Annotated in this window: 20 protein-coding genes; 11 read left to right on the forward strand and 9 right to left on the reverse strand. The window is 69.9% G+C overall.

Translation table 11 applies throughout. From position 1 onward, the window contains the following. Positions 1–191 precede the first annotated feature (191 nt). Positions 192–932, forward strand: coding sequence for an outer membrane protein (locus AC1DXK_RS03980; RefSeq protein ID WP_477296959.1), 741 nt, complete (start codon positions 192–194; stop codon positions 930–932). A 179-nt stretch (positions 933–1,111) separates the two neighbouring features. After that, positions 1,112–1,489 carry a hypothetical protein gene (locus AC1DXK_RS03985; RefSeq protein WP_457108023.1) on the forward strand — a complete coding sequence of 126 codons (378 nt, stop codon included), beginning with the start codon at positions 1,112–1,114 and terminating at the stop codon, positions 1,487–1,489. 18 nt (positions 1,490–1,507) lie between these two features. Here the strand turns inward: AC1DXK_RS03985 and grpE are convergent, their stop codons facing one another. The 3 genes from grpE to AC1DXK_RS04000 all read right to left on the reverse strand — a co-directional run bounded on the left by grpE (position 1,508) and on the right by AC1DXK_RS04000 (position 6,486). After that, positions 1,508–2,116 (reverse strand): nucleotide exchange factor GrpE, encoded by a 609-nt coding sequence (grpE, locus tag AC1DXK_RS03990; protein ID WP_477296961.1) that lies wholly within the window; start codon positions 2,114–2,116, stop codon positions 1,508–1,510. A 104-nt stretch (positions 2,117–2,220) separates the two neighbouring features. After that, on the reverse strand, positions 2,221–5,013 hold the full coding sequence (locus tag AC1DXK_RS03995; RefSeq protein WP_457108025.1) for a [protein-PII] uridylyltransferase: 2,793 nt from the start codon (positions 5,011–5,013) through the stop codon (positions 2,221–2,223). Positions 5,014–5,064: 51 nt separating this feature from the next. Then, positions 5,065–6,486 carry a TAXI family TRAP transporter solute-binding subunit gene (locus AC1DXK_RS04000; protein ID WP_457108026.1) on the reverse strand — a complete coding sequence of 474 codons (1,422 nt, stop codon included), beginning with the start codon at positions 6,484–6,486 and terminating at the stop codon, positions 5,065–5,067. 221 nt (positions 6,487–6,707) lie between these two features. On the opposite strand from AC1DXK_RS04000, the gene AC1DXK_RS04005 reads away from it, so the two are divergent. The 9 genes from AC1DXK_RS04005 to AC1DXK_RS04045 all read left to right on the forward strand — a co-directional run bounded on the left by AC1DXK_RS04005 (position 6,708) and on the right by AC1DXK_RS04045 (position 17,302). Then, positions 6,708–7,235 (forward strand): regulatory protein RecX, encoded by a 528-nt coding sequence (locus AC1DXK_RS04005; protein ID WP_457108027.1) that lies wholly within the window; start codon positions 6,708–6,710, stop codon positions 7,233–7,235. 76 nt (positions 7,236–7,311) lie between these two features. After that, the gene (locus AC1DXK_RS04010) at positions 7,312–8,523 is read left to right on the forward strand and encodes a putative DNA modification/repair radical SAM protein (protein ID WP_457108028.1); all 1,212 of its coding nucleotides are present in this window, start codon (positions 7,312–7,314) and stop codon (positions 8,521–8,523) included. Beyond that, a complete protein-coding gene (locus AC1DXK_RS04015; protein ID WP_457108029.1) occupies positions 8,523–10,007 on the forward strand; it encodes a UdgX family uracil-DNA binding protein in 1,485 nt (494 codons plus the stop codon). The genes AC1DXK_RS04010 and AC1DXK_RS04015 overlap by 1 nt, the downstream gene beginning before the upstream one ends. Positions 10,008–10,078: 71 nt before the next feature. Then, positions 10,079–10,210 carry a hypothetical protein gene (locus tag AC1DXK_RS04020; protein ID WP_457108030.1) on the forward strand — a complete coding sequence of 44 codons (132 nt, stop codon included), beginning with the start codon at positions 10,079–10,081 and terminating at the stop codon, positions 10,208–10,210. After that, complete coding sequence (locus AC1DXK_RS04025) at positions 10,210–10,374, forward strand: hypothetical protein (RefSeq protein WP_457108031.1); 165 nt, start codon at positions 10,210–10,212, stop codon at positions 10,372–10,374. Before AC1DXK_RS04020 ends, AC1DXK_RS04025 begins: the two co-directional genes overlap by 1 nt. Next, positions 10,352–10,714, forward strand: a complete 363-nt coding sequence (locus AC1DXK_RS04030) for a HepT-like ribonuclease domain-containing protein (protein ID WP_457108032.1) — start codon at positions 10,352–10,354, stop codon at positions 10,712–10,714. The genes AC1DXK_RS04025 and AC1DXK_RS04030 overlap by 23 nt, the downstream gene beginning before the upstream one ends. 22 nt (positions 10,715–10,736) lie before the next feature. Continuing rightward, positions 10,737–13,895: a DNA polymerase I gene (gene polA / locus AC1DXK_RS04035; RefSeq protein WP_477296964.1), complete on the forward strand. Its 3,159-nt coding sequence runs from the start codon at positions 10,737–10,739 to the stop codon at positions 13,893–13,895. Between the two features lie 293 nt (positions 13,896–14,188). Then, complete coding sequence (locus AC1DXK_RS04040) at positions 14,189–16,276, forward strand: ATP-binding protein (protein ID WP_457108034.1); 2,088 nt, start codon at positions 14,189–14,191, stop codon at positions 16,274–16,276. Positions 16,277–16,330: 54 nt separating this feature from the next. Beyond that, the gene (locus AC1DXK_RS04045; RefSeq protein ID WP_457108035.1) at positions 16,331–17,302 is read left to right on the forward strand and encodes an NADPH:quinone oxidoreductase family protein; all 972 of its coding nucleotides are present in this window, start codon (positions 16,331–16,333) and stop codon (positions 17,300–17,302) included. A gap of 4 nt (positions 17,303–17,306) precedes the next feature. Here AC1DXK_RS04045 and AC1DXK_RS04050 read toward each other — a convergent pair whose 3' ends face one another. The 6 genes from AC1DXK_RS04050 to AC1DXK_RS04075 all read right to left on the reverse strand — a co-directional run bounded on the left by AC1DXK_RS04050 (position 17,307) and on the right by AC1DXK_RS04075 (position 25,436). Next, positions 17,307–18,320: an adenosine kinase gene (locus AC1DXK_RS04050; protein ID WP_457108036.1), complete on the reverse strand. Its 1,014-nt coding sequence runs from the start codon at positions 18,318–18,320 to the stop codon at positions 17,307–17,309. 315 nt (positions 18,321–18,635) lie between these two features. Beyond that, positions 18,636–20,045: an MFS transporter gene (locus AC1DXK_RS04055; RefSeq protein WP_457108037.1), complete on the reverse strand. Its 1,410-nt coding sequence runs from the start codon at positions 20,043–20,045 to the stop codon at positions 18,636–18,638. A gap of 79 nt (positions 20,046–20,124) precedes the next feature. Continuing rightward, positions 20,125–21,054, reverse strand: a complete 930-nt coding sequence (locus AC1DXK_RS04060) for a glutaminase (RefSeq protein ID WP_457108038.1) — start codon at positions 21,052–21,054, stop codon at positions 20,125–20,127. Between the two features lie 295 nt (positions 21,055–21,349). Beyond that, positions 21,350–23,119 (reverse strand): ABC transporter ATP-binding protein, encoded by a 1,770-nt coding sequence (locus AC1DXK_RS04065; protein ID WP_457108039.1) that lies wholly within the window; start codon positions 23,117–23,119, stop codon positions 21,350–21,352. Between the two features lie 203 nt (positions 23,120–23,322). Further along, positions 23,323–24,684 (reverse strand): MFS transporter, encoded by a 1,362-nt coding sequence (locus AC1DXK_RS04070; RefSeq protein ID WP_457108040.1) that lies wholly within the window; start codon positions 24,682–24,684, stop codon positions 23,323–23,325. Then, the gene (locus tag AC1DXK_RS04075; protein WP_457108041.1) at positions 24,681–25,436 is read right to left on the reverse strand and encodes a PRC-barrel domain-containing protein; all 756 of its coding nucleotides are present in this window, start codon (positions 25,434–25,436) and stop codon (positions 24,681–24,683) included. The genes AC1DXK_RS04070 and AC1DXK_RS04075 overlap by 4 nt, the downstream gene beginning before the upstream one ends. Positions 25,437–25,526 lie beyond the last annotated feature (90 nt).

A 25,526-nucleotide genomic window follows, 5' to 3' on the forward strand; every position in this document is an offset into this window, starting at 1 on the left:
GCGACCGAAATCCCCGCGGTGCAGTCGTGATTGCCCTGTCCGGATCGGGTCATCCGCAGCCAGCCCCGGCCTGCGGCGGAGCGGCCGTCCTCGATCTCGCGCTGTGCCTGATCTTGTCCGTGACGGTCGTCGGTCTGCTCCTCCTGGCCCTCTGATCCCGCCGCCTCGCCGCGCTCCAGACCGAGAAATCCATGACCTTCAGGTTCCATGCTGCCCTCACGGGCATCACGATCGGCTGCGTCGCCCTTACGGCTCAGGCAGCGGATCTGCCCCGGCGCGCACCGCCTCCGCCCCTGCCGCCCCCGCTGCCGGTCTTCACGTGGACCGGATTCTATGCGGGCTTGAATGCGGGGTACGCCCTCCACACGGGAAGCAGCGGATTCACCGACCCGACCTACGGGGCCGCCACCGGCGGCGGTCGGTCCGGCGGCTTCGCCGGTGGCGGACAGATCGGCTACAATTATCAGTTCAACCCGGGCTCCGGCTTCCTGGTCGGCGCCGAAACCGACATCCAGGGCACGGCCTTCGCGAAGGCGGACGCCGCTTATCTCGGCACGACGCCCTACTACAGCGTTCGGCCCAGCCTGGACTATTTCGGCACGGTCCGCGGCCGGCTCGGCTACGCGTTCGATCGCGTCCTCGTCTACGGCACCGGCGGCTTCGCGTATGGCGGCGGTGCCCGCTCAACCTATGCGGGATCCTATCCCTACGCTCCACCGTCCACCGATCGGATCGGCTACGCGACCGGCGGCGGCATCGAGTACGCCTTCACCGAGAAGCTCTCCGTCAAAGTGGAGGCCCTCTATCTCCATCTCGGCCGAGGATCGGCCGCCGCGACGTATTACAAAGCCAGCGTTCCGGCATATTATGGTGCCGGCAAACAGGATTCCGGGTTCGCTCTGGTTCGGGCCGGTGTAAATTACCGATTCTGAGTAATATTGCCTGGCCGAGTACTTGACGGATCGGCCGGGCTCGGTCGCAATGGACGGCGTTCGGCTTTGCGAATCCGTCGGCCGCGTGCACCTGTTCTCGGCCGGTGGGGATCGGCAATCCCGAATGCCGCTCGGGCCTCGCTCCGCGTGACCAGGGGTCTTCGCCGACAGGATCGACCGTGACCGTTCCGAGCCCGACTTCCCTGACGATCGTTTCGCTCGCCTTCGGGCTCGTGGCCTGCGCCGTCTCGGCGCAAGCTCAGGAAATCGTCCCGCCCGGCTCGGCCGGCCACGGTGGCATCCTGATCTACGGGAATTTCTGCGGCCCCGGCAGTCGGGGACCCGGATACCCGCCGATCGACGCCCTGGATCGCGCCTGTGCGCATCACGACGCGTGCTATCCCGAACCGGCCTCGGGGAGGCTGCCGACCTGCGCCTGCAACGGTCGCCTCCAGCGCGAGGCCGGAACGGTTGCCAGAGACCCGCGCGCGCCGGCTCAGACCCGACAGACCGCGCAGTTCATCTCGGATTTCGCCGCGGCGCTGCCCTGCCAGTAGGCCGCGCCGCAGGACGGGTCAGGCCGCGTCGGCCGGATTGGCGGCAGCCTTGGGACCGCCCTTGGCCACACCCACCAGGGCCGGCCGAAGCACGCGCTCGCCGATGACGTAGCCCGCCTGCACGACCTGCACGACGGTTCCTGCCGGAACCTCGGCATTCGACACCTCGAACATCGCCTGGTGACGGTTGGGATCGAACTTCTGGCCCTGCGGTTCGACGATCTTCACGCCGTGGCGCTCGAGGGTCTTGCCGAGGTCGCGCTCGGTCAGGTCGATGCCGTCGATAAGGCCCTTCAGGGCGCCGTCCGCCGAGGCCTTCGCGTCAGCCGGGACACTGTCGAGGGCACGGCGGATGTTGTCGGCGACGTTGAGCACGTCCCGGGCGAAGTTGGTCACCGCGTAGGCTCGGGCGTCGGCAACCTCACGTTCCGTGCGGCGCCGCAGATTCTCCATCTCGGCGAGGGTGCGCAGCATCCGGTCCTTCAGTTCGTCGCGCTCAGCGGTGAGCAGGGCCAGGGCCTCCGCGACGGGATCGACCGAGGCCGACCCGGCGCCCAGATCCGCGGGCGCGGAATCCTGGCCGGCACCGGCTTCGACCGTGGTCTGGCGCTGGTCATCCTGGGTCATGTCGTTGCTCGTCATCACGTTTCAGTCGTGGGCGGGAATCGATGCGGGATGGTCGAATTCGGCGCTGATATCTGACCGAGGGGCGACGAAATCAACCCGTCCGCTCACGCCTCCCGCGGCGGGGGCGCAGCCACCAGCGCCTCCAGTCCCTCGGCCTTGAGGGTGGCGACGTCGTGCGCGAACACGTCCATCACCGCGCTGCGGATCGCGGCCTGCCGGTCGGGCTGCGTCACCCGCGTGCCGGTAAGATCGGTGACGTAGAAGACATCCACGGCCCGCTCGCCGAAGGTCGCCACGTGGGCCGAGGTGATGTTGAGCGACAGCCGGCCGAAGGCCGTCGTCAGCTCGTAGAGGAGGCCCGGCCGGTCGAGGCCGGTCACCTCCACGACGGTTTCCCGGCTTGACAGGGCGTTGTCGATGATGACGTCCGGCGGCACCGGGAAGGTCTTGGCGCGGGTGCTCGACAGCGGGTGCTTGTCGGCGACGAGGTCGGCGATGCGGATCTCCCCCTTCAGCGCCCGCTCGATCGCCGCCGTGATGCGCTTGGTCCGGCGCAGCTCGTCCTCGTCGCGCTCGAAGGCGCGGGAGATGAAGATCGTGTCCAGGGCGAAGCCGTCGGTGGTGGTGAAGATCTGCGCGTCGACGATGTTGCTGCCGGCCGCCGCGCAGGCGCCGGTGACGATGGCGAGCAGGCGCGGATGATCCGGCGAGTAGATCGTGATCTCGGTCACCCCCCGCACGGGATCGAGGCCCACGTCGGTCGCGCTGGTCCGGCCGTCGGCGAGGGCGTCGCGCAGGAAGATCGCGTTCTTGAGCTGGCGCGTGCCGTCGACCTTGAGCCAGTAGGCCTGGCTGTGCCGGCCCGCATACGCGTCGAACTCCTCCGAGGCCCAGCCGGGCAGCTGCTCGCGCAGGCCCATCTGGACGAGGCGCACCCGGTCCGTGCGGGCGATCTCGGAATGGCCCCCCGACAGGTAGACCTCGGTCTCGTCGTAGAGGGTGCGGACCAGTGTGCCTTTCCAGGCGGTCCAGACGCCGGGGCCGACCGCCGTGATATCCGCCACGGTCAGGATCGTAAGGAGCTTCAGCCGCTCCAAGCTCTGCACGCTCGCGGCGAAGCGCTCGATCGTCTTGGCGTCCGAGAGGTCGCGGCTCTGCGCCGTCATGGACATCAGCAGGTGGTGCTCCACGAGCCAGCGCACCGTCTCGGTCTCGGCCTGGTTCAGGCCGAAGCGGGGGCAGAGCTTCTCGGCGATGGCGGCGCCGGCGATCGAGTGGTCCTCCGGCCGGCCCTTGGCGATGTCGTGCAGCAGGATCGCCGCGTAGAGAGCCGTGCGGTTGTGGATCGTGTGCACGAGGCGCGAGACCAGCGGATAGGTCTCCTGAGCCCGACCCGATTCGATGTCGGCCAGCACGCCGACCGTGCGCAGCAGGTGCTCGTCCACCGTGAAGTGGTGGTACATGTTGAACTGCATCATCGCGACGATGCGGCCGAAATCCGGAATGAAGCGGCCGAGCACGCCCGCCTCGTTCATCTCGCGCAAGGCCTCTTCCGGCGCATTCCGCGAGGTCAGGATCTCGACGAACAGGCGGTTCGCCTCGGGGTCGACGCGCAGCGACGGGTTGACGAGGCGAAGGGACCGGTTGGCCAGCCGCTTCGCGTCCGGATGGATCGCGAGGTTGTGCCGGTCGGCGAGCCAGAACAGCCGGATCAGGTTGACCGGGTCGCGTTCGAAGGCGTCCTCCGCGCGCAGGTTCACCCGGCCGTGGTCGATCCAGAAATCCTCCGCCTCGATCGCGGTCGCCCGGAAGCGGTCGCGGAACCGGCCGATCCAGCGGTCGAGCACCGGCGTGCGCTTGGCGTGGCGCGCCTCCAGCTCCGCACACACGATGGCGGTGAGGTCGCCGACATCCTTGGCGACGCGGAAATACGCCTTCATGAAGCGCTCGACGCCCGACAATCCGCCGCGGGCCTCGTACCCGAAGCGTTCGGCGATCCGCGGCTGCAATCCGAAGGACAGGCGCTCTTCCGCGCGCTTCGTCGCGAAGTGCATGTGGCAGCGGACCCGCCACAGGAACTCGTCGCAGCGCTCGAACAACGCGTATTCGTCCGGGGTGAACAGGCCGGCGCTCACGAGTTCGATCTGGTCGCGCACGCGGTAGGTGTATTTGGCGATCCAGAACAGCGTGTTCAGGTCGCGCAGGCCGCCCTTGCCGTCCTTGACGTTGGGCTCGACGAGGTAGCGGGAGGTACCGGCCTTCGAGACGCGCAGGTCGCGCTCGCGCAGCTTCGCCTCCACGAATTCGGAGGCGGACCCGACCACCAGCTCGGCGTCGAACCGCGTCACGAGTTCCTCGTAGAGGATCCGGGTGCCGAACAGGTATCGCGCTTCCAGGAGGGCGGTACGGATCGTCATGTCGGCCCGCGCCTCGCGCAGGCATTCCTCCACCGATCGTGTGGCGTGGCCGACCTTCAGCTTCAGGTCCCACAGGACATAGAGCATCCCCTCGACGACGCTCTCCGACCACGCGGTCTGCTTGTAGGGCAGCAGGAACAGGAGATCGATGTCCGAGCCCGGCGCCATCGTGCCCCGGCCGTAGCCGCCGGTGGCGACCACCGCGAGCTGCTCGCCGGTCGAAGGATTGTCGTTGGGATAGAGCCGCCAGACCACGGCGTCGTGGATCGCGCGGACCACCGCGTCGGTGAGGTTCGAGAGCGTTTGCGCGCAGCGCAGACCGTTGCGGTCCTCGAGGAGCTGCGCCTCGGCGGCGCGGTGGCCCTCCTCGATCACCCGGCGCAACTGCGGCACAAGGGCGGCCCTGAGCTTGGTGGGCTCGCGGGCCTCGCGGTCGAGGTTCTCCAGGACCGTGTTGAGGGCGGCGACGGGATCGAACATGGCTCCCGTTAGCATGATATCCCTACGCCGCCAGCCATCCGGCCCCCGTGGTCATTCCGCCGCCGGGAGGTCGAGTGCGAGCAGCCGCGCCGTCCGGTTGCGGGACGCACCCCGCGGCTCGGTCTCGCTCGCCTGACGCCGGGCGTCGGCGATGGCCGCGTGCACCCCGTCCACCGCCAGGATCAGGGCGCTCACCGTGCGGGAATCGATGCTGCGCTCGCGGGCATAGCAGACCACGTCGGCCACCAGCCCGTCGGTCTCGATCGCGATCGTGTCCAATTCGGAACTGGTCGTCGCCGCACGCACCTCGCGCATGATGTCGAGCAGCCGGTCGAGCACGACGTCCACGCGCTCCCGGCGCTTGCGGGCGAGCCGCTGCCCGATCCAGGCAATGCCGGAGCCGATCGTGCCGCCGAAGAAGGCGAAGAGGTAGATGTAGTCCTCGTAGCGATCGAGAAAGGTCTGCTGCTCGCGCTCGAAATAGTCGACCGCACCGGGATGGTTCGGGAGGCGCGCGGAGGTCGCCGCCACCGTCGTGTCGAAGTCCGGCGCCTTCATCAGCTTGGCAACCGGCGCCGCCGAGGCGAGCCGCGAGCGCCACTCGAACAGGTGCTGCGTCGCCGAGGCGACTGCGACGCGGCTGACCGTGCCCCGGGCCATCAGGCGATAGGAGGCGCCGACGGTCTTGATCTCCTCGTCGGGCCGCTTCGGTCGACCGCCGAAGGTGCCCGCCGGGATGGTCACGGCTTGCAACTCCGGGAAGCGTTGCAGGATCGCGTCGCCATCCGGGATCGAGACGAAGCCGATCTTGCGGTCCAGCGAACCCAGTTCGACGGCGTGCACCATCCCGGCCGCCGCCTTCGATGCGGGGCTGGCGATGATCGCGACCGCGTCGACCCGTTTGTCGGCGAGGGCGGCCGTGACCTCGCCGACCTTCAGCGGCACCACGACGACGTGGCCGGGCTCCGCCTCGGCAGCCGCATGGCTGCTCTCCGGCGCGTCCTCGGCCGCGCTGTCGGGCAGCAGGTCGTAGAAGGAGAGCAGGTTCGTCAGGAACGGCAGGTCGGCACTGTGGCGGACGACGATGCCGAGCCGCTTGCGTGCGAGGGCGGGGACGTCGTCGATGTCGGCTGCCTCGGGGGCGGCGATCACCAGGGCCTCGTCGTGCAGGATCGCCAGGGTCAGCCCGTTCTCGGGCAGGAACACGTCCGGCCGGACCACCGCGAGGTCGGCCTTGTTCCGCTGGAGTGCCAGGGCGCTGTCGCGGACATCGCCGTACCGGACGACCTTGAGGCGCACATCCTCGCGCGCCCGGTCGAGGGCGCTGGCATAGGCCTCGATCAGCGCGGCCTCGGGTCCGTCCTGGGGACCGACCGCGACCGTGAGCGTGTTCGGACGCGACAGGTAGACGATGGCGGCCGCGGCCGCGGCGAGCCCCAGGGCGACGAGGACCAGGAGCCACTCGCGGCGCATCAGAATCGCCGCCCCGGACTGCAGGCGCCGCCTGCGGCCCTGAGGGCGATCGGACGAAGAACGGTGGTTCGGGCCATCGCCGAGCCTGTCGCGTTGCGCACGTTCCATAGCCGAGTCATGGAACGCAAACCTGTCGAGATCGTGAAGAACCGGTGAAACCTCCAAACGTTGCAGGATCCGCGCCAGAACGCCGCGACCGGGCGGCCAAGCCGCCGGGGCCGGTGAGTCCGGCCTGGCTCGAACGGGCCGCGCTCCATTATCTGGAGCGCTACAGCGCCTCGACCGAGATGCTGCGCCGGACCCTGGCGCGCCGGGTCCAGAAGCGGGCGCGGGCTCGGGGCGAGGATCCCGAGGGCTTCGCGGACCTCGTCGCCGCGACGGTGGCGCGGGCGGTCTCGGCCGGGCTCGTGGACGATGCGCGATTCGCCGATACCCGGCTCGCCACCCTGCGCCGACGCGGCACGTCCAGCCGGGGCGTCTCGGCCAAGCTCGCCGCCAAGGGCGTCCCGCGGGCCGTGGTCGAGGCGGCCATGCAGGCCGAGCGCGAGGCCATGGCCGACGGGGAGGCGGACCGGATCGAAGATCAATCCGCCCGGGCCTATGCCAAGCGGCGGCGCCTGGGTCCGCATCGCCGCTCGGATCAGCGGGCCGCCTATCGGGACAGGGACCTCGCGGCGCTGGCGCGGGCCGGGTTCGGCTACGACCTCGCCCGGCGGGTCGTCGACGAGGAGCCGGATGCGCCGCCATGACGGGTGCGGCATCGCGGCTCGGGGCAAAGGGCTCGTCCGCCTTGCACCTTCGGCCGGGTTGTTCATTGTCTGTTCGATGGACGAGACCCTTGCCAAGAAGCTGCGCATCCTGGCCGATGCCGCGAAATACGATGCGTCCTGCGCCTCGTCGGCGGCGCCGAAGCGCGCGGCCGGCAAGGACGGCCTCGGCTCCACCACCGGGGCCGGAATTTGCCACGCCTACACGCCGGACGGGCGCTGCGTGTCGCTCCTGAAGATCCTGCTGACCAACTGGTGCCTGTTCGACTGCGCCTACTGCGTGAACCGGCGGTCCTCGAACGTGCGGCGGGCGAAATTCACGGTCGAGGAGGTCGTGAATCTCACGCTGAATTTCTACCGGCGCAACTACATCGAGGGTCTGTTCCTGTCCTCCGGCATCATCAAGTCGCCGGACCACACGATGGAACTGCTGACCCGCGTGGCGAAGTCGCTCCGGCGCGACCATGGCTTCGCCGGGTACATCCACCTGAAATCGATCCCCGAGGCGAGCCCCTGGCTGATCGAGGAGGCCGGCCTCTACGCCGACCGGCTGTCGATCAACGTCGAGCTGCCCACCGAGGCGAGCCTGGAGCGCCTTGCTCCCGAGAAGGACGGCGCCGCGATCCAGGGCGCGATGGCGCAGATCGGCGAGCGGATCGCGGAGGCGAAGGCCGAGAAGAGGCGCTTCTCGCCGGCCGGTCATTCGACGCAGGTGATCGTGGGGGCGGACGCCACCACCGACGAGGCGCTGATCCGCAAGAGTGCGCTGCTCTATGGCAGCGTCGGCCTGAAGCGGGTCTATTACTCCGCGTTCAGCCCGATCCCGGACGGCTCGGCGATCCTGCCGCCAAAACCGCCGCCGCTCCAGCGCGAGCACCGGCTCTACCAGGCCGACTGGCTGCTCCGGTACTACGCATTCACCCCCGACGACGTCGCCGACGCGGCCGAGGGCGGCATGCTCGCCCTCGACATCGATCCGAAGCTCGCCTGGGCGCTGAAGCATCGGGACAAGTTCCCCGTGGACGTCAACAAGGCCGATCGGGAATGGCTGCTGCGGGTGCCGGGGCTCGGGGCGCGGGCGGTCGACAAGATCGTCAAGGCGCGCCGCCACACGACCCTGCGCCTGGACGACGTCGCCCGTCTCACGTCGGGCCTGAAACGGGCGCGGCCGTTCCTCGTGGCCGCCGATCATCGCCCCGTCGGTCTCACGGATCGGCTCGACCTGCGGACGCGGCTGGTCGAGCCGGCGGCCCAGCTGAGCTTGTTTTGATGCGAGCGGGAAACGCGCCTTCCCTTCTCTCCCCCGCTGAGAGGGGAGGGGATTCGCGGAGTCCGCGCGCCGTCGCTTTGCGCCCGGGCGCCGATCTCACCGGTTTTCGCCTTGCCGTCCGGAGCCTCGTCGCCCAGGGCGTTCGGCCCGAAGCCGTGACATGGACGGTGACCGATTCGCCCGGCCTGTTCGGCGCCGCGTCGGCCCCGGCCCCTGGCGCGCCGCTGGCCCTGCCGAAACCTGTGGCCGGCCTGATCCCCCAGGTGGTTCCGCACAGCGATCCGGAACGCTACGGCCTGCTCTACGCGTTGATCTGGCGGGTCTGCCAAGGCGAGCGGCACCTGATGGAGGTCGGCAGCGACCCGCTGGTCTACCGCCTGCACCGGATGGCGAAGGCGATCGGGCGCGACCTGCACAAGATGCACGCCTTCCTGCGCTTCCGTCGGTCGGAAGATGGCCGGGGCGAGCACTACGTCGCGTGGTTCGAGCCGGATCACCACATCCTGGAGGCCGCCGCACCGTTCTTCGTGAACCGCTTCCGCGGGATGCGCTGGTCGATCCTGACGCCCGAGGGCTCGGCCCATTGGGACACCGAGACCCTGACCTTCGGGCCGCCCGGGGACCGGACGCAGCTGCCCGAGGGCGACGGGTTCGAGGCCGGCTGGCAGACCTATTACGAGAGCACGTTCAACCCGGCCCGCACCAACCTCAAGGCGATGCGGGCCGAGATGCCCAAGAAATACTGGCGCAACATGCCCGAGACGGCCGCGATCCCCGCCCTGGTGCGCGCGGCGGCCGGGCGTACCGAAGCGATGATCGAGAGGGAGCCGACCGTGCCCACACGCCGCGAACCCGCCCGCGCCGTCGCCGCGATGGCGGACCAGGATCCCAAGACCCTGGACGAGCTGAACGCGATCATCCGCCGGACCGAGCCGCTCGTGCCGGGCGCGACCCAGGCCGTGCTCGGCGAGGGGCCGGTGGGCGCCACGATCGCCTTCGTGGGTGAGCAGCCCGGCGACCAGGAGGACCGGCAGGGTCGTCCCTTCATCGGGCCGGCCGGGCAGCTCCTGTCCCGCGCCATGGCGGAGGCCGGGATCGACCGCGGGGCAAGCTATCTCACGAACGCGGTCAAGCACTTCAAGTTCGAGGAGCGCGGCAAGCGCCGCATCCACCAGAAGCCGACGGCCGGCGAGGTCAGCCATTATCGCTGGTGGCTCGACCGGGAGCTGGAGTTCGTGGCGCCCAAGCTCGTCGTCGCCCTCGGCGCGACCGCCGTGCTGGCGCTGACCGGAAAGGCGGTTCCGATCACGCGGGCGCGCGGGCCGTTCCGGTTCGACCGGCACGACAACCGCTTCCAGGGCTTCATCACCGTGCACCCCTCCTACCTCCTGCGCTTGCCCGACGAGGCGAAGGCGGAGGCCTACGCGGCCTTCGTGGACGACCTGCGCCGGGTGGAAACGCTGGGGCGGGAACTCGCCGCCTGATCCCGCGCGGCGGCGGCCCGAGTCTGGTAGGCTGTTGGTGCCGATTTCCGATTCCCTGCGGTGCCGGATCCATGGACAGGCACGTCGCCCTCGACATCCTGCGTTCCAACCAGGCCGAGCTGCGCCGGCGCGGGGTGCTGCACGCCGCCCTGTTCGGCTCGGTCGCCCGGGGGAGGCGCGGGCGGATAGCGACCTCGACGTGATGATCGACATCGATGCGCCCGTTGTGGGCGGGATCTACGGCTATGTCGGCCTGTGCCACTTCATCGATGACCTGTTTCCGATCCGGGTCGACGTGGCGAACCGGGCGGCTCTGAAGGATCGAGTCCGCGCGCGGGCCGAGCATGATGCCGTTTTCGCCTTCTGAGCGCGAGCGGACGGTCTGCTCAGACATCGTCGCCAACGCCGAGCGCGCAACTCGGTTCGTTGCTGGATTCACGCTCGAGACATTCGAGGCAGACGAGCGCACCCAATTCGCGGTCGTGCGCTGCTCGGAGATCATTTCGGAGGCGAGCCGCCGATTGAGCGCCGAGACGAAAGCCCGGTATCCCGAGGTGCCGTGGCGACAGATCGCGGATGCGGGCAACGTCTATCGCCACAGCTATCACCGGGTGACGCTGGACATCGTCTGGCTCACCGTCCACCACGAAGAGCCCGTTCTGGTCGCGGCCTGCCGCACCGAGCTGGACCGCGTGCCCGACTCCTGATCGCCCAGAGCCGCCCGAGCCCATGACCGACTCGAAGCCCGCGTCGAGCCCCGAGACCAAGCCCGTCGGCCCCGGCGATCAGGTGATCCTGGTCGATGGCTCGTCTTTCATCTTCCGGGCCTATTTCCAGTCGATCAACCAGGACCAGAAGTACAATTCCCGCCCCTCCGACGGGCTGCCCACCGGCGCCGTCCGCCTGTTCTGCACCAAGATCGCGCAGTTCCTGCAGGACGGGGCCGCGGGCACGATGCCGACCCATCTCGGCATTGTCTTCGACAAGTCCGAGGGCTCGTTCCGCAAGGAGATGTTCCCGGACTACAAGGGGCATCGTCCCGACGCGCCCGATGACCTCAAGCGCCAGATGCCGCTGATGCGAGACGCGGTGCGGGCCTTCGGCCTGCACGCCGTGGAGCTGGAGCGTTACGAGGCCGACGACCTGATCGCCACCTACACCCGGCAGGCGGAGGCGCGGGGCGCGGGCGTCATCATCGTCTCCTCCGACAAGGACCTGATGCAGCTCGTCGGGCCGCAGGTTCGGTTCTACGATTTCGAATCCGGCGCCAAGGGCAAGCCCGGCTACCGGCCCGAGCGCAACCTCGATGTCGAGGCGATCATCGCCAAGTGGGAGGGCCTGCAGCCGAACCAGATCGGCGACGCCCTGGCGCTCATCGGCGACACATCCGACAACGTGCCGGGGGTGCCCGGCATCGGCCTGAAGACCGCCGCGGCCCTGATCAAGGAGTTCGGCAGCCTCGAAACCCTGCTGGAGCGGGCGGGCGAGATCAAGCAGCCCAAGCGCCGGGAGACGCTGCTGGCCAACGTCGATCAGGCCAAGCTTTCGCGCAAGCTCGTCGCGCTGATGGAGGACGTGCCCGTCCCGGTGGCGCTCGACGACCTCGGCGTGCCTCAGCCCGATCCGGAGAAGCTCGTCGGCTTCCTGAAGGCGATGGAGTTCAATACCCTCACGCGCCGCATCGCCCAGATGCTGCACGTCGATCCCGAGGCGGTGAAGCCCGATCCGCGGCTCCTGCCGGGCTCCCGGCCGCAGGGCTCCGCCAATGGCGCGGGCGGCAGCGACGCGGTGCCGTTCTTCGGCGATTCCGTGCCCCCGGACCCGGAGACCGCAGCCGCCGGCGCCGAGCGCCCGCCTGGCGCAGCCCCGCCCGAGGGCGGGGAGGTCGATCCCTTCGCGGATCTCGATCTGCCGGACGCCCCGGCCAAACCCCGGGCGCCCGTGGAGGCAACTCCCGGCAACGTGGTGGCCGCCCGGGCCGCGGAGGCCGTGGCGCCGTTCGACACCGCCGCCTACGAGACCGTCGCGTCCCTGGAGCAGCTCGACGCCTGGATCGCCCTGGGCCAGGAGGCCGGTGTGATCGCGGTCGACACCGAGACCGACGCGCTGGACGCCCACAGGGCCGGCCTCGTCGGCGTGTCGCTGGCGGTCGCCACCGGCCGGGCCTGCTACATTCCGCTGGCCCACGTGCAGGCGGCGAAGGTGCAGGCCGACGCCACGGACCTGTTCGGCGAGGGCGCCGCGTCCTCCGATGTGGCCGAGCCGGTTCCGGGCCAGATCCCCCTGAAGGACGCCATCGCCCGGCTGAAGCCGCTCCTGGAGGATCCCGGCGTCCTGAAGGTCGGCCAGAACCTCAAATACGACTGGGTCGTGCTCGCCCGCTACGGCATCGAGGTGGCGCCCTTCGACGACACGATGCTGATCTCCTACGTGCTCGATGCCGGCAAGGGCGGACACGGCATGGACGAGCTGGCCCGCCGCCATCTCGGCCACCAGCCGATCACGTTCTCCGACGTGGCCGGGACCGGCCGCAACAAGGTCAGCTTCGACCGCGTCGCCATCGACAAGGCCACGGCCTACGCGGCCGAGGACGCGGACGTCACCCTGCGCCTGTGGCGGATGATGAAGCCCCGTCTCGTCGCCGAGCACCGGGTGGCCGTCTACGAGACCCTGGAACGGCCGCTCGTCCCGGTGATCGCCCGGATGGAGCAGCGCGGCATCCGGGTCGACCGGGAGATGCTGAGCCGGCTCTCAGGGGACTTCTCGCAGATCCTGGTGCGCCTGGAGGAGGAGATCCAGGAGGATGCCGGCGAGAAATTCTCCGTAGGCTCGCCCAAGCAGATCGGCGACATCCTGTTCGGGAAAATGGGCCTGCCAGGCGCGAAGAAGACGCCGTCCGGCCAGTGGGCGACGCCCGCCACGCTCCTGGAGGAACTGGCCCAGGCCGGCCATGAACTGCCCAAGAAGATTCTGGAGTGGCGGCAGCTCTCGAAGCTGAAATCCACCTACACCGACTCCCTGCAGACGCATGCCGACCGGGAGACGGCGCGGGTCCACACCTCGTTCTCTCTGGCGGCCACCACCACGGGCCGGCTCTCATCGTCGGAGCCGAATCTCCAGAACATCCCGATCCGCACCGAGGAGGGGCGGCGCATCCGCCGGGCCTTTGTGGCCGCGCCCGGCAACCGGCTGATCTCGGCGGATTATTCCCAGATCGAGTTGCGGCTCCTGGCCCACATGGCCGACATCCCGGAACTCCGGAAGGCCTTCGCGGACGGGATCGACATCCACGCGGCCACGGCCTCCGCGATGTTCGGCGTGCCGCTCAAGGAGATGACGCCCGATCTGCGGCGGCGGGCCAAGACCATCAACTTCGGCATCATCTACGGCATCTCGGCCTTCGGGCTGGCCGACCGCCTCGGCATCGGCCGCGAGGAGGCGTCGGCCTTCATCAAGCAATATTTCGAGCAGTTCCCCGGGATCCGCGACTACATCGACTCCACCAAGAAGATCTGCCGCGACAAGGGCTACGTCACGACCCTGTTCGGCCGCGTCTGCCACTATCCGCAGATCCGCTCCAACAACCCGTCCGAGCGCGCCAGCGTCGAGCGGCAGGCGATCAACGCGCCGATCCAGGGTTCGGCCGCCGACATCATCCGCCGGGCCATGGCGCGGATGGAGGCGGCCCTCGCCGCCAGGAAGCTCGGCGCCCGGATGCTACTTCAGGTGCACGACGAACTGGTGTTCGAGGTCGCCGAGGACGAGGTCGAGACGACGATCCCGGTCATCGCCTCGGTGATGGAGGAGGCTCCGGCCCCGGCCTTGACGCTGAAGGTGCCGCTGGTGGTGGAGGCCAAGGCGGCGGGGAACTGGCAGGAGGCGCATTGACGCCGCCGTCGTGGACGACGGCCGCGGCTGCCGAGGGGCCTGATCGGATCGGGGATCGAGCGGGCGGCCTTCGCGCGCGCTGCGACGCAAGCCACCCGCACGGCAGCCGCTGCGGCCCTCAGATCCGGGTTGCTCCGCTGTACCTGCCGAGTCGCACGCCAAGTCGGATGCGTCCGTACCCGAACTGAGCAGGCACGTCCGAACGTCCGTCGTCGATCGAACCGGCAACCTTGGAGATAAGGTCAAAGCGGTCCATACGCGCGAAGCCTCATGAACTGCATCGCCTTTAGCTTGTGACCAATTCCCTCTCCTTCCTCGCCGGCGGCGGCGAGGCCGCGCGGTTGATCCGCGCGCGCGACTGGTCCGGCCATCCCCTCGGTCCCCCGGAGACATGGCCGGCGGAGTTCCGCGCGGCCCTCTCGCTCGTGCTCAACTCGCCGGAATCGATGATCCTGGCCTGGGGGCCGGATCTCCACTTCTTCTTCAACGACACCTACGTGCCGCTCCTCGGGCCGCGGCTCTCCTGGGCGATGGGGGCGCGGTTCGACGAGGTCTGGGCCGATGCCCTGGATCAGGCCAGGCCGATCATCGACGCCGCCCTGGCGGGCCGGCCGGAACGGTTCGTCGATCTGCCGTGGACGCTCGGCACCGACCGGGGCGCCCGGGACACGTGGTGGAGCTTCTCGTATTCCCGGGTGCTCGATGCCGAGGGACGCGTCGCGGGCCTGTTCATCCTCACCAACGAGACCACCGCCCGCGTGCGCGCCGACGCCGCTCTCAAGGAGAGCCAGGACAGGCTCGAAGCCGCCCTCACGGAACTGCGCGACCTCAACGCGTCCCTGGCGCGGCAGGTCGAGGAGCGTACAGCCGACTGCAATGCCCTGTGGACCCTCTCGTCCGACATGATGCTGCGCTGCCAGTTCGACGGGACGATCACCGCGGTGAACCCCGCCTGGACGGAGGTGCTGGGCTGGCGGGAGGACGACCTGATCGGGATCACGCTGATCGACGTCGTCCATCCGGACGATCTGGCCCCTACGCTCGAGGGTGCGCGAAAGCTCTCGGCCGGCGGCAGCCTCGCGCGGTTCGACAACCGCTACCGTCACCGGGACGGGACCTATCGGTGGATCAGCTGGGCGGCCCGGACGGGCGAGGGTGTGATCAACGCCGTCGGGCGCGACTTCACGGCGGAGCGCGAGCGTGCCGATGCCCTGGCGGCCGCCGAAGAGGCCCTGCGGCAGTCGCAGAAGATGGAAGCGGTGGGGCAACTCACCGGCGGCATCGCCCACGACTTCAACAACCTGCTCGCGGGGATCTCCGGATCACTCGAGATGATCCAGACCCGCCTGGGTCAGGGCCGCGTCATGGACGTCGACCGCTACATCAACGCCGCGCAGGGGGCGTCCAAGCGGGCCGCCGCCCTGACCCACCGGCTGCTTGCCTTCTCGCGGCGTCAGACCCTGGATCCGAAGCCCACCGACGTGAACCGGCTGGTCGCCGGCATGGAGGAATTGATCCGTCGCACCGTGGGTCCCGCCGTGATCGTGGAGGTGGTCGGCGCCGCGGGCCTCTGGCCGGCCCTGGTCGATCCCCCGCAGCTCGAGAACGCGCTCCTCAACCTCTGCATCAACGCCCGGGACGCGATGCCGGAGGGCGGCCGGATCACGATCGCGGCCGCCAATGCCCGGCTCGATGCGCGCGCCGCCCGGCGCCACGACATGCCGCCCGGGCAGTACCTCTCGCTCTGCGTGACCGATACCGGCATCGGCATGCCGCCGGACGTCGTCGGCAAGGTGTTCGAGCCGTTCTTCACCACGAAGCCGCTGGGGCAGGGCACCGGCCTCGGCCTGTCGATGATCTACGGCTTCGCGCATCAATCGGGCGGACAGGTCCGGATCCATTCCGAGGTCGGCAAGGGCACCGCGGTCTGCCTGTACCTGCCGCGCCATCGCGGTGCGGTGGCGGACGAGGACCCACACGCCGCCGTGGGGGCGCTCCCGCGAGCCGCGCCGGGGGAGACCGTGCTGGTGGTCGACGACGAGCCGACCGTGCGCATGCTGGTCACCGACGTTCTGGAGGATCTGGGCTACACGGTGATCGAGGCCGCCGACAGCGTCGCCGGTCTGAAGGTGCTGCAATCCGACGTGCGCATAGACCTGCTGGTCTCTGATATCGGGCTGCCGGGCGGCATGAACGGGCGCCAGATGGCCGAGGCGGGACGGCTCTCGCGCCCGGGACTAAAGGTGCTGTTCGTCACCGGCTACGCTGAGACCGCCGTGCTCGGCTACGGCGAGCTGGAGACCGGGATGCAGGTCATCACCAAGCCGTTCGTGGTGGAGGTGCTGGGTGCCCGCATCCGCGAGATGATCGGAACGGCTTGACCGCACGGCCGGTTCGGGCCTCATCGGCCGGAAACGGCGGGGAGGAGACACGCCATGCGGGCGCTGCTGTGCACGAAGCTCGACGGGCCGGAGCATCTGGAAATCGCGGAGCGTCCCGATCCGGTCCCGAGCCCCGGACAGGCCCTGGTGCGGATGCGCCTCGCGGCGCTGAACTTCTTCGACACGCTGATCGTGGCGGGGCGCTACCAGGTGAAGCCGCCGCTGCCGTTCTCGCCGGGTGGCGAGGGGGTCGGCGTTGTCGAGGCGCTGGGGGAGGGGACGTCGGGGGTGGCCGTAGGAGACCGGGTGATCGTCCACGCGGGCCACGGCTGCTGCGCGGAGCTGATCGCCATCGAGGCCGCCAAGCTCACACCGGTACCGGACGGTGTCCCGGACGAGCAGGCGGCGGGTCTCACCATCACCTACGGCACCTCGCTTCATGCCCTGGCGAACCGCGCGCGACTGAAACCCGGGGAGTGGCTCGCGGTGCTGGGCGCTTCCGGGGGCGTCGGCCTCGCCGCGGTGGAACTCGGGCGCTTGATGGGCGCGCGGGTGATCGCCTGCGCCTCCTTGGAGGAGAAGCTCGCCGTAGCCCGCGCCCACGGGGCCGAGGCCACGCTGGTCTACGATCCCGCGACCCTCAAGGACGAGCTGCGCCGGATCTCCGGCGGTGGGGTCGACGTCGTCTACGACGCGGTCGGCGACGCCTACGCGGAGCCCGCCCTGCGGGCGCTCGGCTGGCGCGGGCGCTACCTCGTCATCGGCTTCGCCGCCGGCGCCATCCCGCGGCTGCCGCTGAACCTGATGCTCCTCAAGGAACTCGACGTGCAGGGCGTCCACTGGGGCGCCTTCCTGGACCGGGAGCCGGAGGCGCATCGGGCCGATCAGCGCCGGCTCCTCGGCTGGGTGGCCGAGGGCAAGCTCACCGCGCAGGTGCACGGCGTCTACCCGCTGGCGGCGTTCCAGGAGGCCTTCGGCCTCCTGACCCGACGCGCCGCGGTGGGGAAGGTGCTGCTGCGACCCTGATCTCTCAGAGCAGCCCGCGCGCCTTCGCCAGGGCGACCAGATCCGCCTGTGGGCGGGCGCCGATATGCTGGATTACCTCGGCGGCCGACAGCGTGCCGAGCCGAGCGCTGGCGACGTGGTCGAGCCCGCGGGCGTGGCCGGCCAGGAAGCCCGCCGCGAACAGGTCGCCCGCGCCGGTCGTATCGACCACCTCGTGCACCGGGCTCGCCTCGACGGCGCGGACCTCGCCGCCCTGAACCACCAGGGCGCCCTCGGCCGAACGGGTCACGAGGCCGAGCAGGTGCCGGCCGCGGGCGTTGCGCTCGTCGCGCAGCGACGCCACGGCGACCTCGGGATCGGCGGTCTCGTACAGGCTCTGCAGCTCGCCGATGTTGGCGAACAGGATGTCGATGCTGCCGTCGCGGAGGAGCCCGAGGAACTCGTCCCGGTAGCGGCCGACGCAGAACGCGTCCGACAGGGTGAGCGCCACGGCGTTGCCGGCCTGATGGGCGATCTGCGCGGCCTTGCGGAACGCCTCCTTGGCTGCCGGCGGATCCCAGAGATAGCCTTCGAGGTAGACGACGCGGGCGGACCCCACGAGCGCCTTGTCGACGTCGTCCGGGCTCAGGCCCTGGCAGGCGCCGAGATAGGTGCTCATCGTGCGCTCGCCATCCGGCGACACCAGCACGAAGCAGCGGGCGGTGGCCGGTCCATCTTCGGACGGCGGCACGGTGAAGGCGACGCCGGTCGCCTTGAGATCGTGGCTGAACAGGCCGCCCAGCGCGTCGTTCCGGACCTTGCCGACGAAGCCGGTCCTGGTCCCGAGCAGGGCCGCGCCGACGGCGGTGTTCGCGCCCGAGCCGCCCGACACGATCGTAGCCGGACCCATTGCCTGGAACAGGGCCTCGGCCCGCGGCTCGTCGATGAGCTGCATCGCGCCCTTGGTGACGCCCTGTGCGGACAGGAAGGCATCGTCCGTGCGGGCGATCACGTCGACGATCGCATTGCCGAGCACGAGGAGATCGAGGGGTTCAGTCATCCGGGCGTCCTGTTTCGCATTCGCGCCGCTGTGGCATCCGCCTCGGATCGGATCAAGCTCCGACGTCGGCCGGCGGGCGGTCGGCGAACGGCGCGGGGACGGGCAGCCTCAGGCCGGGCGGGGTCCGGTCCAGCGTCTCCCGGGTCGCGATGCGGGGTTCGATCAGTGCGCCTTCTATGCGGCGGCGGTGACGGTTCTCCGGTCCAAGCCGGGTTCAGGCCTTACCGGAAACCACATCGCGGTCGCGAACGGGGCGTGGATCTTCGATGATCACGGCCATGGCGCGACATCGCGCAGACAATCGATCGCGTGCCCTCACCTCGCGATCTTCTCCAGCGCCACGCCGCGGGTGCGAGGCCCGAGCAGTCCCACGAGCAGCCCGGCCACCAGCATCGCCGCCGAGATGAACAGGAACACGCCCGGCGTCCCGGCTTCCCGCAGCACGAAAGCGATGACGAACCCCGTGAAGATCGCCGAGAATCGGCTCCAGGAATAGACGAAGCCCACCGCCCGGGCGCGGATGCCGGTCGGGAACAGCTCGGCTTGATAGGCATGGAAGCTGTACGACATGACGTTCGACGCCAGGGTCAGGCCGATCCCGAGCGCGACGATGACCGCGACGTCCCGCGTCTGCGCGAAAGCGAGGCCGCAGCCGATGTAGACGAGGGCGGCGGCCACGATCACGTGCTTGCGCTCGAACCGGTCGGCGATGGCGAGGCCGATCAGCGGCCCAACGGGAGCGGCCAGGGCGATCAGGGCCGTGTAGGCGAGGCTCGACGTGACCGTGATCCCCTGCGCCACCAGCAGGGTCGGCACCCAGTTGGCGAACCCGTAGAAACCCACCGTCTGGAAGACGTTGAAGCCCGCCATCATCAGCGCCCGGCGGCGGTAGGGCGGAACCCAGAGGTCGCGGAACGCCCCGCGTTGTTGCACCGGCTCCGGCGCCGCGGCGACCGGCAGCGGGCGCCCGAGCTCGGCCGCGATCCGCGCCTCGAGCCGGCGCAGGACCGCGTCGGCCTCGGCCAGCCGCCCGTGCTCGACGAGCCAGCGCGGGCTCTCCGGGAGGCCCGCGCGCATCCACCAGACCACGATCGCCGCCGAGGCGCCGATCAGGACCACCCAGCGCCAGCCGTCGATGCCGAGGGGCGCGGTCGGGATCAGCAGATAGGACAGGAACGCGACCACCGGCACGGCGGTGAAGCCGATGCCCTGGCAGAGGGCGAAGGCCCGGCCGCGGATCGCCTTCGGCACCAGTTCCGAGAGGTAACTGCCGATCGTCACCATCTCCAAGCCGAGTCCGATCCCCGCGATGAGCCGCCAGAGATTGAGGCCGAAGGCATCGCTCTGGCAGGCCATGACGACGTTGGCCGCCGTGTAGGACAGGAGCGACCATGTGAAGATCGCCCGGCGTCCGAAGCGGTCGGCGAGCCAGCCGCACAGGAGGGTGCCGATGAACAGGCCTGTGAACAGGGCGGCCACGAAGCTCGCGACGCCGCTCGCCCCGAACAGACCCGGCGTCGTCGGCGTCAGGATCCCGGCCTTGACGAGGCCCGGCGCGACGTAACCGGTGAACAGCAGGTCGTAGAGTTCGAAGAAGAAGCCGAGCCCGAGCAGCGCCACGAGGCGCCAGACCGTGGGCGTCGCCGGAAGCCGGTCGAGCCGTGCCAGGATGGCGCCGGGGTCGAGGGCGTCTTCGGCGGACTGGACCGCCGGACTCGTCGCCATGATGTTCAGTCCCATCCCGGTGCGGCCGCGCCCTGCCGGGGGAGTGCCGTGGACGCGGCTGCCACGCAAGGGCGCATGCTCATGCGCCGAAGACCGACCAGCCCATACGCTGTGTCAGCCGCTCGAGGGCGACGCGGCCGAGGTGGGAATTGCCCGCCGCGTCCAGGCCCGGCGACCAGACCGCGATCGAGGCCTTTCCCGGCGCTACCGCCAGGATGCTGCCGCCGACGCCGCTCTTGCCCGGCAGGCCGACCCGGTAGGCGAATTCGCCCGACCCGTCATAGTGGCCGCAGGTCAGCATGATGGCGTTGATGCGGCGCGCCCGTTCGGCCGAGACCACCGAGTGACCGGTCGCCGGGTTGCGGCCGTTATGCGCGAGGAACCGCCCGGCCATGGCGAGCTGTCGGCAGTTCATGGCGATGGCGCAGTGGTGGAAGTAGACGCCGAGGGTGAAGTCCACCGGATTGTCGATGACGCCGAAGGACTTCATGTAGTTGGCCAGCGCGGTGTTGCGGAAGCCCGTGCGCTTCTCCGAGGCCGCCACCGTCTCGTCGATGGCGATGGTCGAATCCTGGGCCAGGAACTGCATGAAGCGCAGGATCTCGCCGAGGGCCTCGCGGGGTTCGTGGCCCGAGAGGATCACGTCGGTGACCGCGATCGCGCCCGCGTTGATGAAGGGGTTGCGCGGCACCCCGCGCTCCCGTTCCAGCTGCACGATGGAATTGAACGGATTGCCGGAGGGCTCCCGGCCGACCCGCTTCCACAGCCGGTCGCCGACCATGCCGAGCGCCAGGGTGAGGGTGAAGACCTTCGACACGCTCTGGATCGAGAACGGGGTCTCGCTGTCGCCGCCGGTGAAGACCTGCCCCTCGGCGTCGATTACCGCCATGCCGAACTGGTTCGGATCGACACCGGCGAGTTCGGGGATGTAATCGGCGACCGCCCCCCGGTCCGGTCGCTGGGCCATCTCCTCGGAGATCTCCCGGATGACGAGGGCAAGGTCTGGCACGATCGGGCTCGGGCGTCGGGCAGCGTCGGGACCGGGCCGGTCAGCGACGTCTCGTGCGACGCAAGGTCTGGTCCAGCCGCCGCGTGATCTAGCAGCGCCCGGCGCCTGTGAAAACGGGGGCGGGCCGAACATGCGGCGCCGACCAAGCAGCCTTCAGCGGCGCGACGCCGAACGGCGCGGTAATCCGTACGATCACGGCGACCTCATCCGGCCGGTGCGACCCCCCACCGCCGTCGCCTTGAAACGGAGCCCCTCGCTGGGGCCGCGATGACGGGCTCGGACGTGGCCGGCAGGATCAGGCAGCGGCGAGCGACGTCGCCATGGTTTCCTTCTTCATCAGCTCCCGGAAGAAGCCGTCGAGATGGGTCAGCTTGTCGGGCGAGCCGTCCTGTGCGATGCGGCCGCCTTCCAGCACGACGATTCGGTCGAAATCCTGGAGCGTCGAGAGGCGGTGCGCGATGGCGATGACGGTCCGGCCCTTCATCAGGTTGGCGAGCGCGTGGCGGATCGCCTGCTCGGATTCGGCGTCCAGCGCCGAGGTGGCCTCGTCGAGGAGCAGGATCGGCGAATTCTTCAGGATGGCCCTCGCGATGGCGATGCGCTGGCGCTGGCCGCCCGACAGCTTCACCCCGCGGTCGCCGACGATCGTGTCGAAGCCCTCCGGGAGGGCCTTGATGAAGTCGGTGCAGTGTGCGGCCTCGGCCGCCTGCCAGACCTCCTCGTCGGTGGCCTCGGGCCGGCCGTAGCGAATGTTCTCGCGCAGGGACCGATGGAACATCGAGACGTCCTGCGGCACCACCGTGATCGCCTCGCGCAGGGATTCCTGGGTGACCCGCTCGATGCCCTGGCCGTTGATGCGGATCGCCCCGCTCTGCACGTCGTAGAACCGCTGGATCAGCGAGAACAGGGTCGACTTGCCGCCGCCGGACTTGCCGACGAGGCCGACGCGCTGGCCCGGCTCGATCGCGAGGTCGAAATCCGTGAAGACCGGGCGCCCGTCCGGATAGCTGAAGGCGACGTGCTCGAACTCGATCTTGGCGCCCTGGCCGCTGAGGGGCTGCGCCTCGGGATGATCCACGAGATCGTGGGGCTGCAGCAGGGTGTGCAGCGCCTCCGCGAGGCGGGCGGTGTGCTGCGTCGCGTCGACCAGCGCGACGGCGAGGTCGCGGGTGGCGGCGAGGATGCGGATGCCGAGGGTGCAGACCAGAACCACCTGACCATTGGTCGCCTGGCCGGCCTCCCACATCTGGATCGCCCAGTAGAGCAGGCCGAACACCGCCAGCACGGTGAGCACGGCGTGAACGATGCGCAGCTTCTCGAGGTAGAGCAGCGACGAGCGGCGCGCGCGCATCTCGGTGGCGATCGTGCCCTCGAAGCGCTGGCCCTCGCGCTTGAACGCCGAGAAGGCGCGCACAAGGGACATGTTGCCGACGAGATCGACCATCTCGCCGTCCACGGAGGCCGCCTTGGCGGCAAAGTCGTGGTGCAGCGGCTTGCCGGCCGCTGCCATCTTGAACATCAGCACGACGACGGCGGCGAACACCCCCGCCAGGATTCCCGCCATGGTGAGGTTGACGGTGGCGATGTAGGCGATCGACCCGAAGGCCGCGACCGTCGGCGGCATCACGTTGAACACGAACATGTTCTCGACCGTGAAGATCGCGTTCGAGGTCGCCGTGATGCGCGACGCGAGTGTGCCCGGCTGCCGGTCGGAGAAGAAGGTCGGGGAATGGCCGGTCATGTGCCGGAACAGGTCGCGCCGGATGTCGCCGGTGATGCCTACGAAGGTAAAGGCGCCCGTCAGTGCCGCCACGCGCCAGAGCAAGTTGTCGGCGGCGATGAAGGCGATCAGGACCGCGAGCGCGCTCCAGACGACCGTGTTGCTCGGCCCCGGACCCTTGGTCAGGGCATCGACCACGCCCTTGAGGGCGTAATCGGTGGAGACCGAGAAGCCGACGGCGCCCAGCACGGAGATCAGGATGACCAAGTGCGGCAGCCAGCGGCGGCGGAGGTACCGCGCGACGAAGGCGAAGGGCCTCTCGGCGTATCGGTGCAGCTCTTCCATCGCGGTGACCATTCCGTATTCGCGCGGCTTTGGCTTATGGGCTGAGGCGGAGTGCAGCGCGGGCGCAGTCTGACCCGCAGCGCCAACGCGAGAGCGTTGCCATTGTTTCACCGGCCCGCGCCTTCCGTGCGCTTTTATCGGCCAAACCTGAATGCCGCTTGAGCGGCTCGGAAACACCCAAGCGAATCTGATGCCGCGGCCCGTCAGGTCGCGGCATCGGTCTGGCGCGTCTCCGGCATGATCAGCGCCACGAGCATGAAGGCCGCGAAGCCCATGACGGCGAGGCCCAGGAAGGCGCTGTGGCTGCCGAGATGATCGGCCATGATGCCCGCCAGCGAGGTCGAGAGGGCTGCGCCGATCCCCATGGCGGTGCCGACCGCGCCGAGGGCGAGGTTGAAGCGCCCCGTGCCGCGGGTTAGGTCCGACACGATCAGCGGCACCATCACGCCGAGGACCGAGGCGGAGATCCCGTCGAGGACCTGGATGGCGACGAGGCCGTAGGGGTTGGTCGTGTAGGCCAGCAGCAGGCCGCGAACGGGCAGCGCGCCGAAGCCGATCAGCAGCACCGGGTAGCGACCGAACCGCTCGGCGGCTCGCCCGACCGCCGGGGCGCTGACCGCCAGCACCGCCTGGGGGACCATGATGCAGGCGGCCACCAGCGCGGTGGCGGTCTCGCTCGCCCGCAGGGTCAGGACGCTGCCGACGAGGGGCAGCATCGCGGCGTTGGCGAGGAAGAACAGAACCATGCAGCCCGCGAAGCACAGCAGCCCGCGGTTGGTCAGCAGCGCCCGGACCCCATCATGGCCGGAGGCCCGAGACTCTTGGATCGCGGCCGGCTGCTGGAACACGCCAGGATCGATGTCTTGGGCGCGGATGCGGGCCAGCGCGATCACCGCCGGGATCCCGAGCGCGGCGGTGAGATAGAAGACCGCGCCGTTCGATAGGTAGTAGCCGATGGCACCCATCCCGGCGGCGCCGAGGGCGTTGCCGAGGGCCGCGAAGCTCGCGTTGCGGCCCAGGCGCTCGCCAGCCCGGGCGCGCCCGACGAGGCCGATGCTGATCGCCGCAATGGCCGGCGTCAGCACGCAGCTAGCGGCCGAATGCAGGGCCATCGCCAGGAGCACCACGAGGAAGCTCGGCCAGATTGCCAGGGCGAAGGCGCTGCCCGCGATCCCGATCACCGCCACGGCGGCGGCGAACCGCTTCGAGCGCACGACGTCGACGAAGGCCCCCCCCGGGACCTGCCCCAGCAGCGCGACGAGGCTGCCGACGGTGAGGGCGAAGCCGATGTCGGACTGGGTCCACTTGGCCTGCGAGAAGTAGACGGCCAGGAACGGACCGAACCCCGTCTGCAGGTTGGCCACGAAGAACGTGAAGGCATCGAGGCCGTGGCGGCTCGCCGCCGAGATCGCGCGCCCGGCGGGGGCGGCCGGAGCCGACGGCGTACGTGCGGCCTCGGCTCCCTGATCCTTCAGGCGGACGGGACGGGAACGGATGTCCTGCCGGGGCACCTCGCGCTCGCGGGGGGAGACGGCGGTTCGAACCTTCAACCGGGCCACCGTCACTTATCCGGCGCCTTCTCCGGGGGCAGGATGGGCGCAGACGGGGTCGCGGCGGCCGGTGCCGCAGTGTGCGAGCCGGGGGCGCCCGGGTTCGTCGATGCCGGAAGGGGCGCGGGTGGAGCCGCCTGCGGCAGCGCGGGTGCCGGAGCAGCCGGTGCCGCGACGGACGGGGTGGCCGCCTGCTCGCCTTCGGCTGCGGGCGCGGCCGGGCTGGCCGGACCCAGAACCACGATCGGCTCGCCGGCCTTGTATTCCGGCGAGACGCGGACCTGGTTGCGGGTGAGCGCGACCGACAGCTTGCGYTCCTTGCCGCCATCCGGGGTGAAACGCAGGGCACGCCAGTCCACGGCGATCTTGCGGGTGCCGACCCCGAGGAACCCCCCGAAATCGATGATGGCGGCACGCGGGTGGCCGTCCTTGTCGACGATGATGTCGATGACCCGTCCCAGTTCGTCGCCACCGGCGCTGCGCACGCTGCGGCCGAGCAGGCTCTCGTAATCCTGGGTGTCGAGGACCGTGGCCGGCGTGCCCTGCTGCTGAGCCTGGGGCGACGGGGCCGGCGTGCCTGCGTTGGGCGGTGGCGGGGCGGCCGCCGGCGGAACGGGGGCCGGATTCGCCGGAGAATTCGCGGCTGGAGCCTGCGGCGGGGCTTGGGCGGCCGCACCCTCGCTGCCGCTCGCCTGGACCTGCGCCGCAGCACCCGACGCCCAGAGGGCGAGCGTCACGGCCACGATCATCCGCTTGGTTCTGAACACGCGTCGTCCTCTGAGGAAAGGCCGGGCTGCATCGGCGCGCCGGTGCAGCCGCGACCGTACGGCCGGTCCCGGATCCGCCGCCGGCAGGAC

The organism is Methylobacterium sp. P3_A11, from assembly GCF_056403155.1.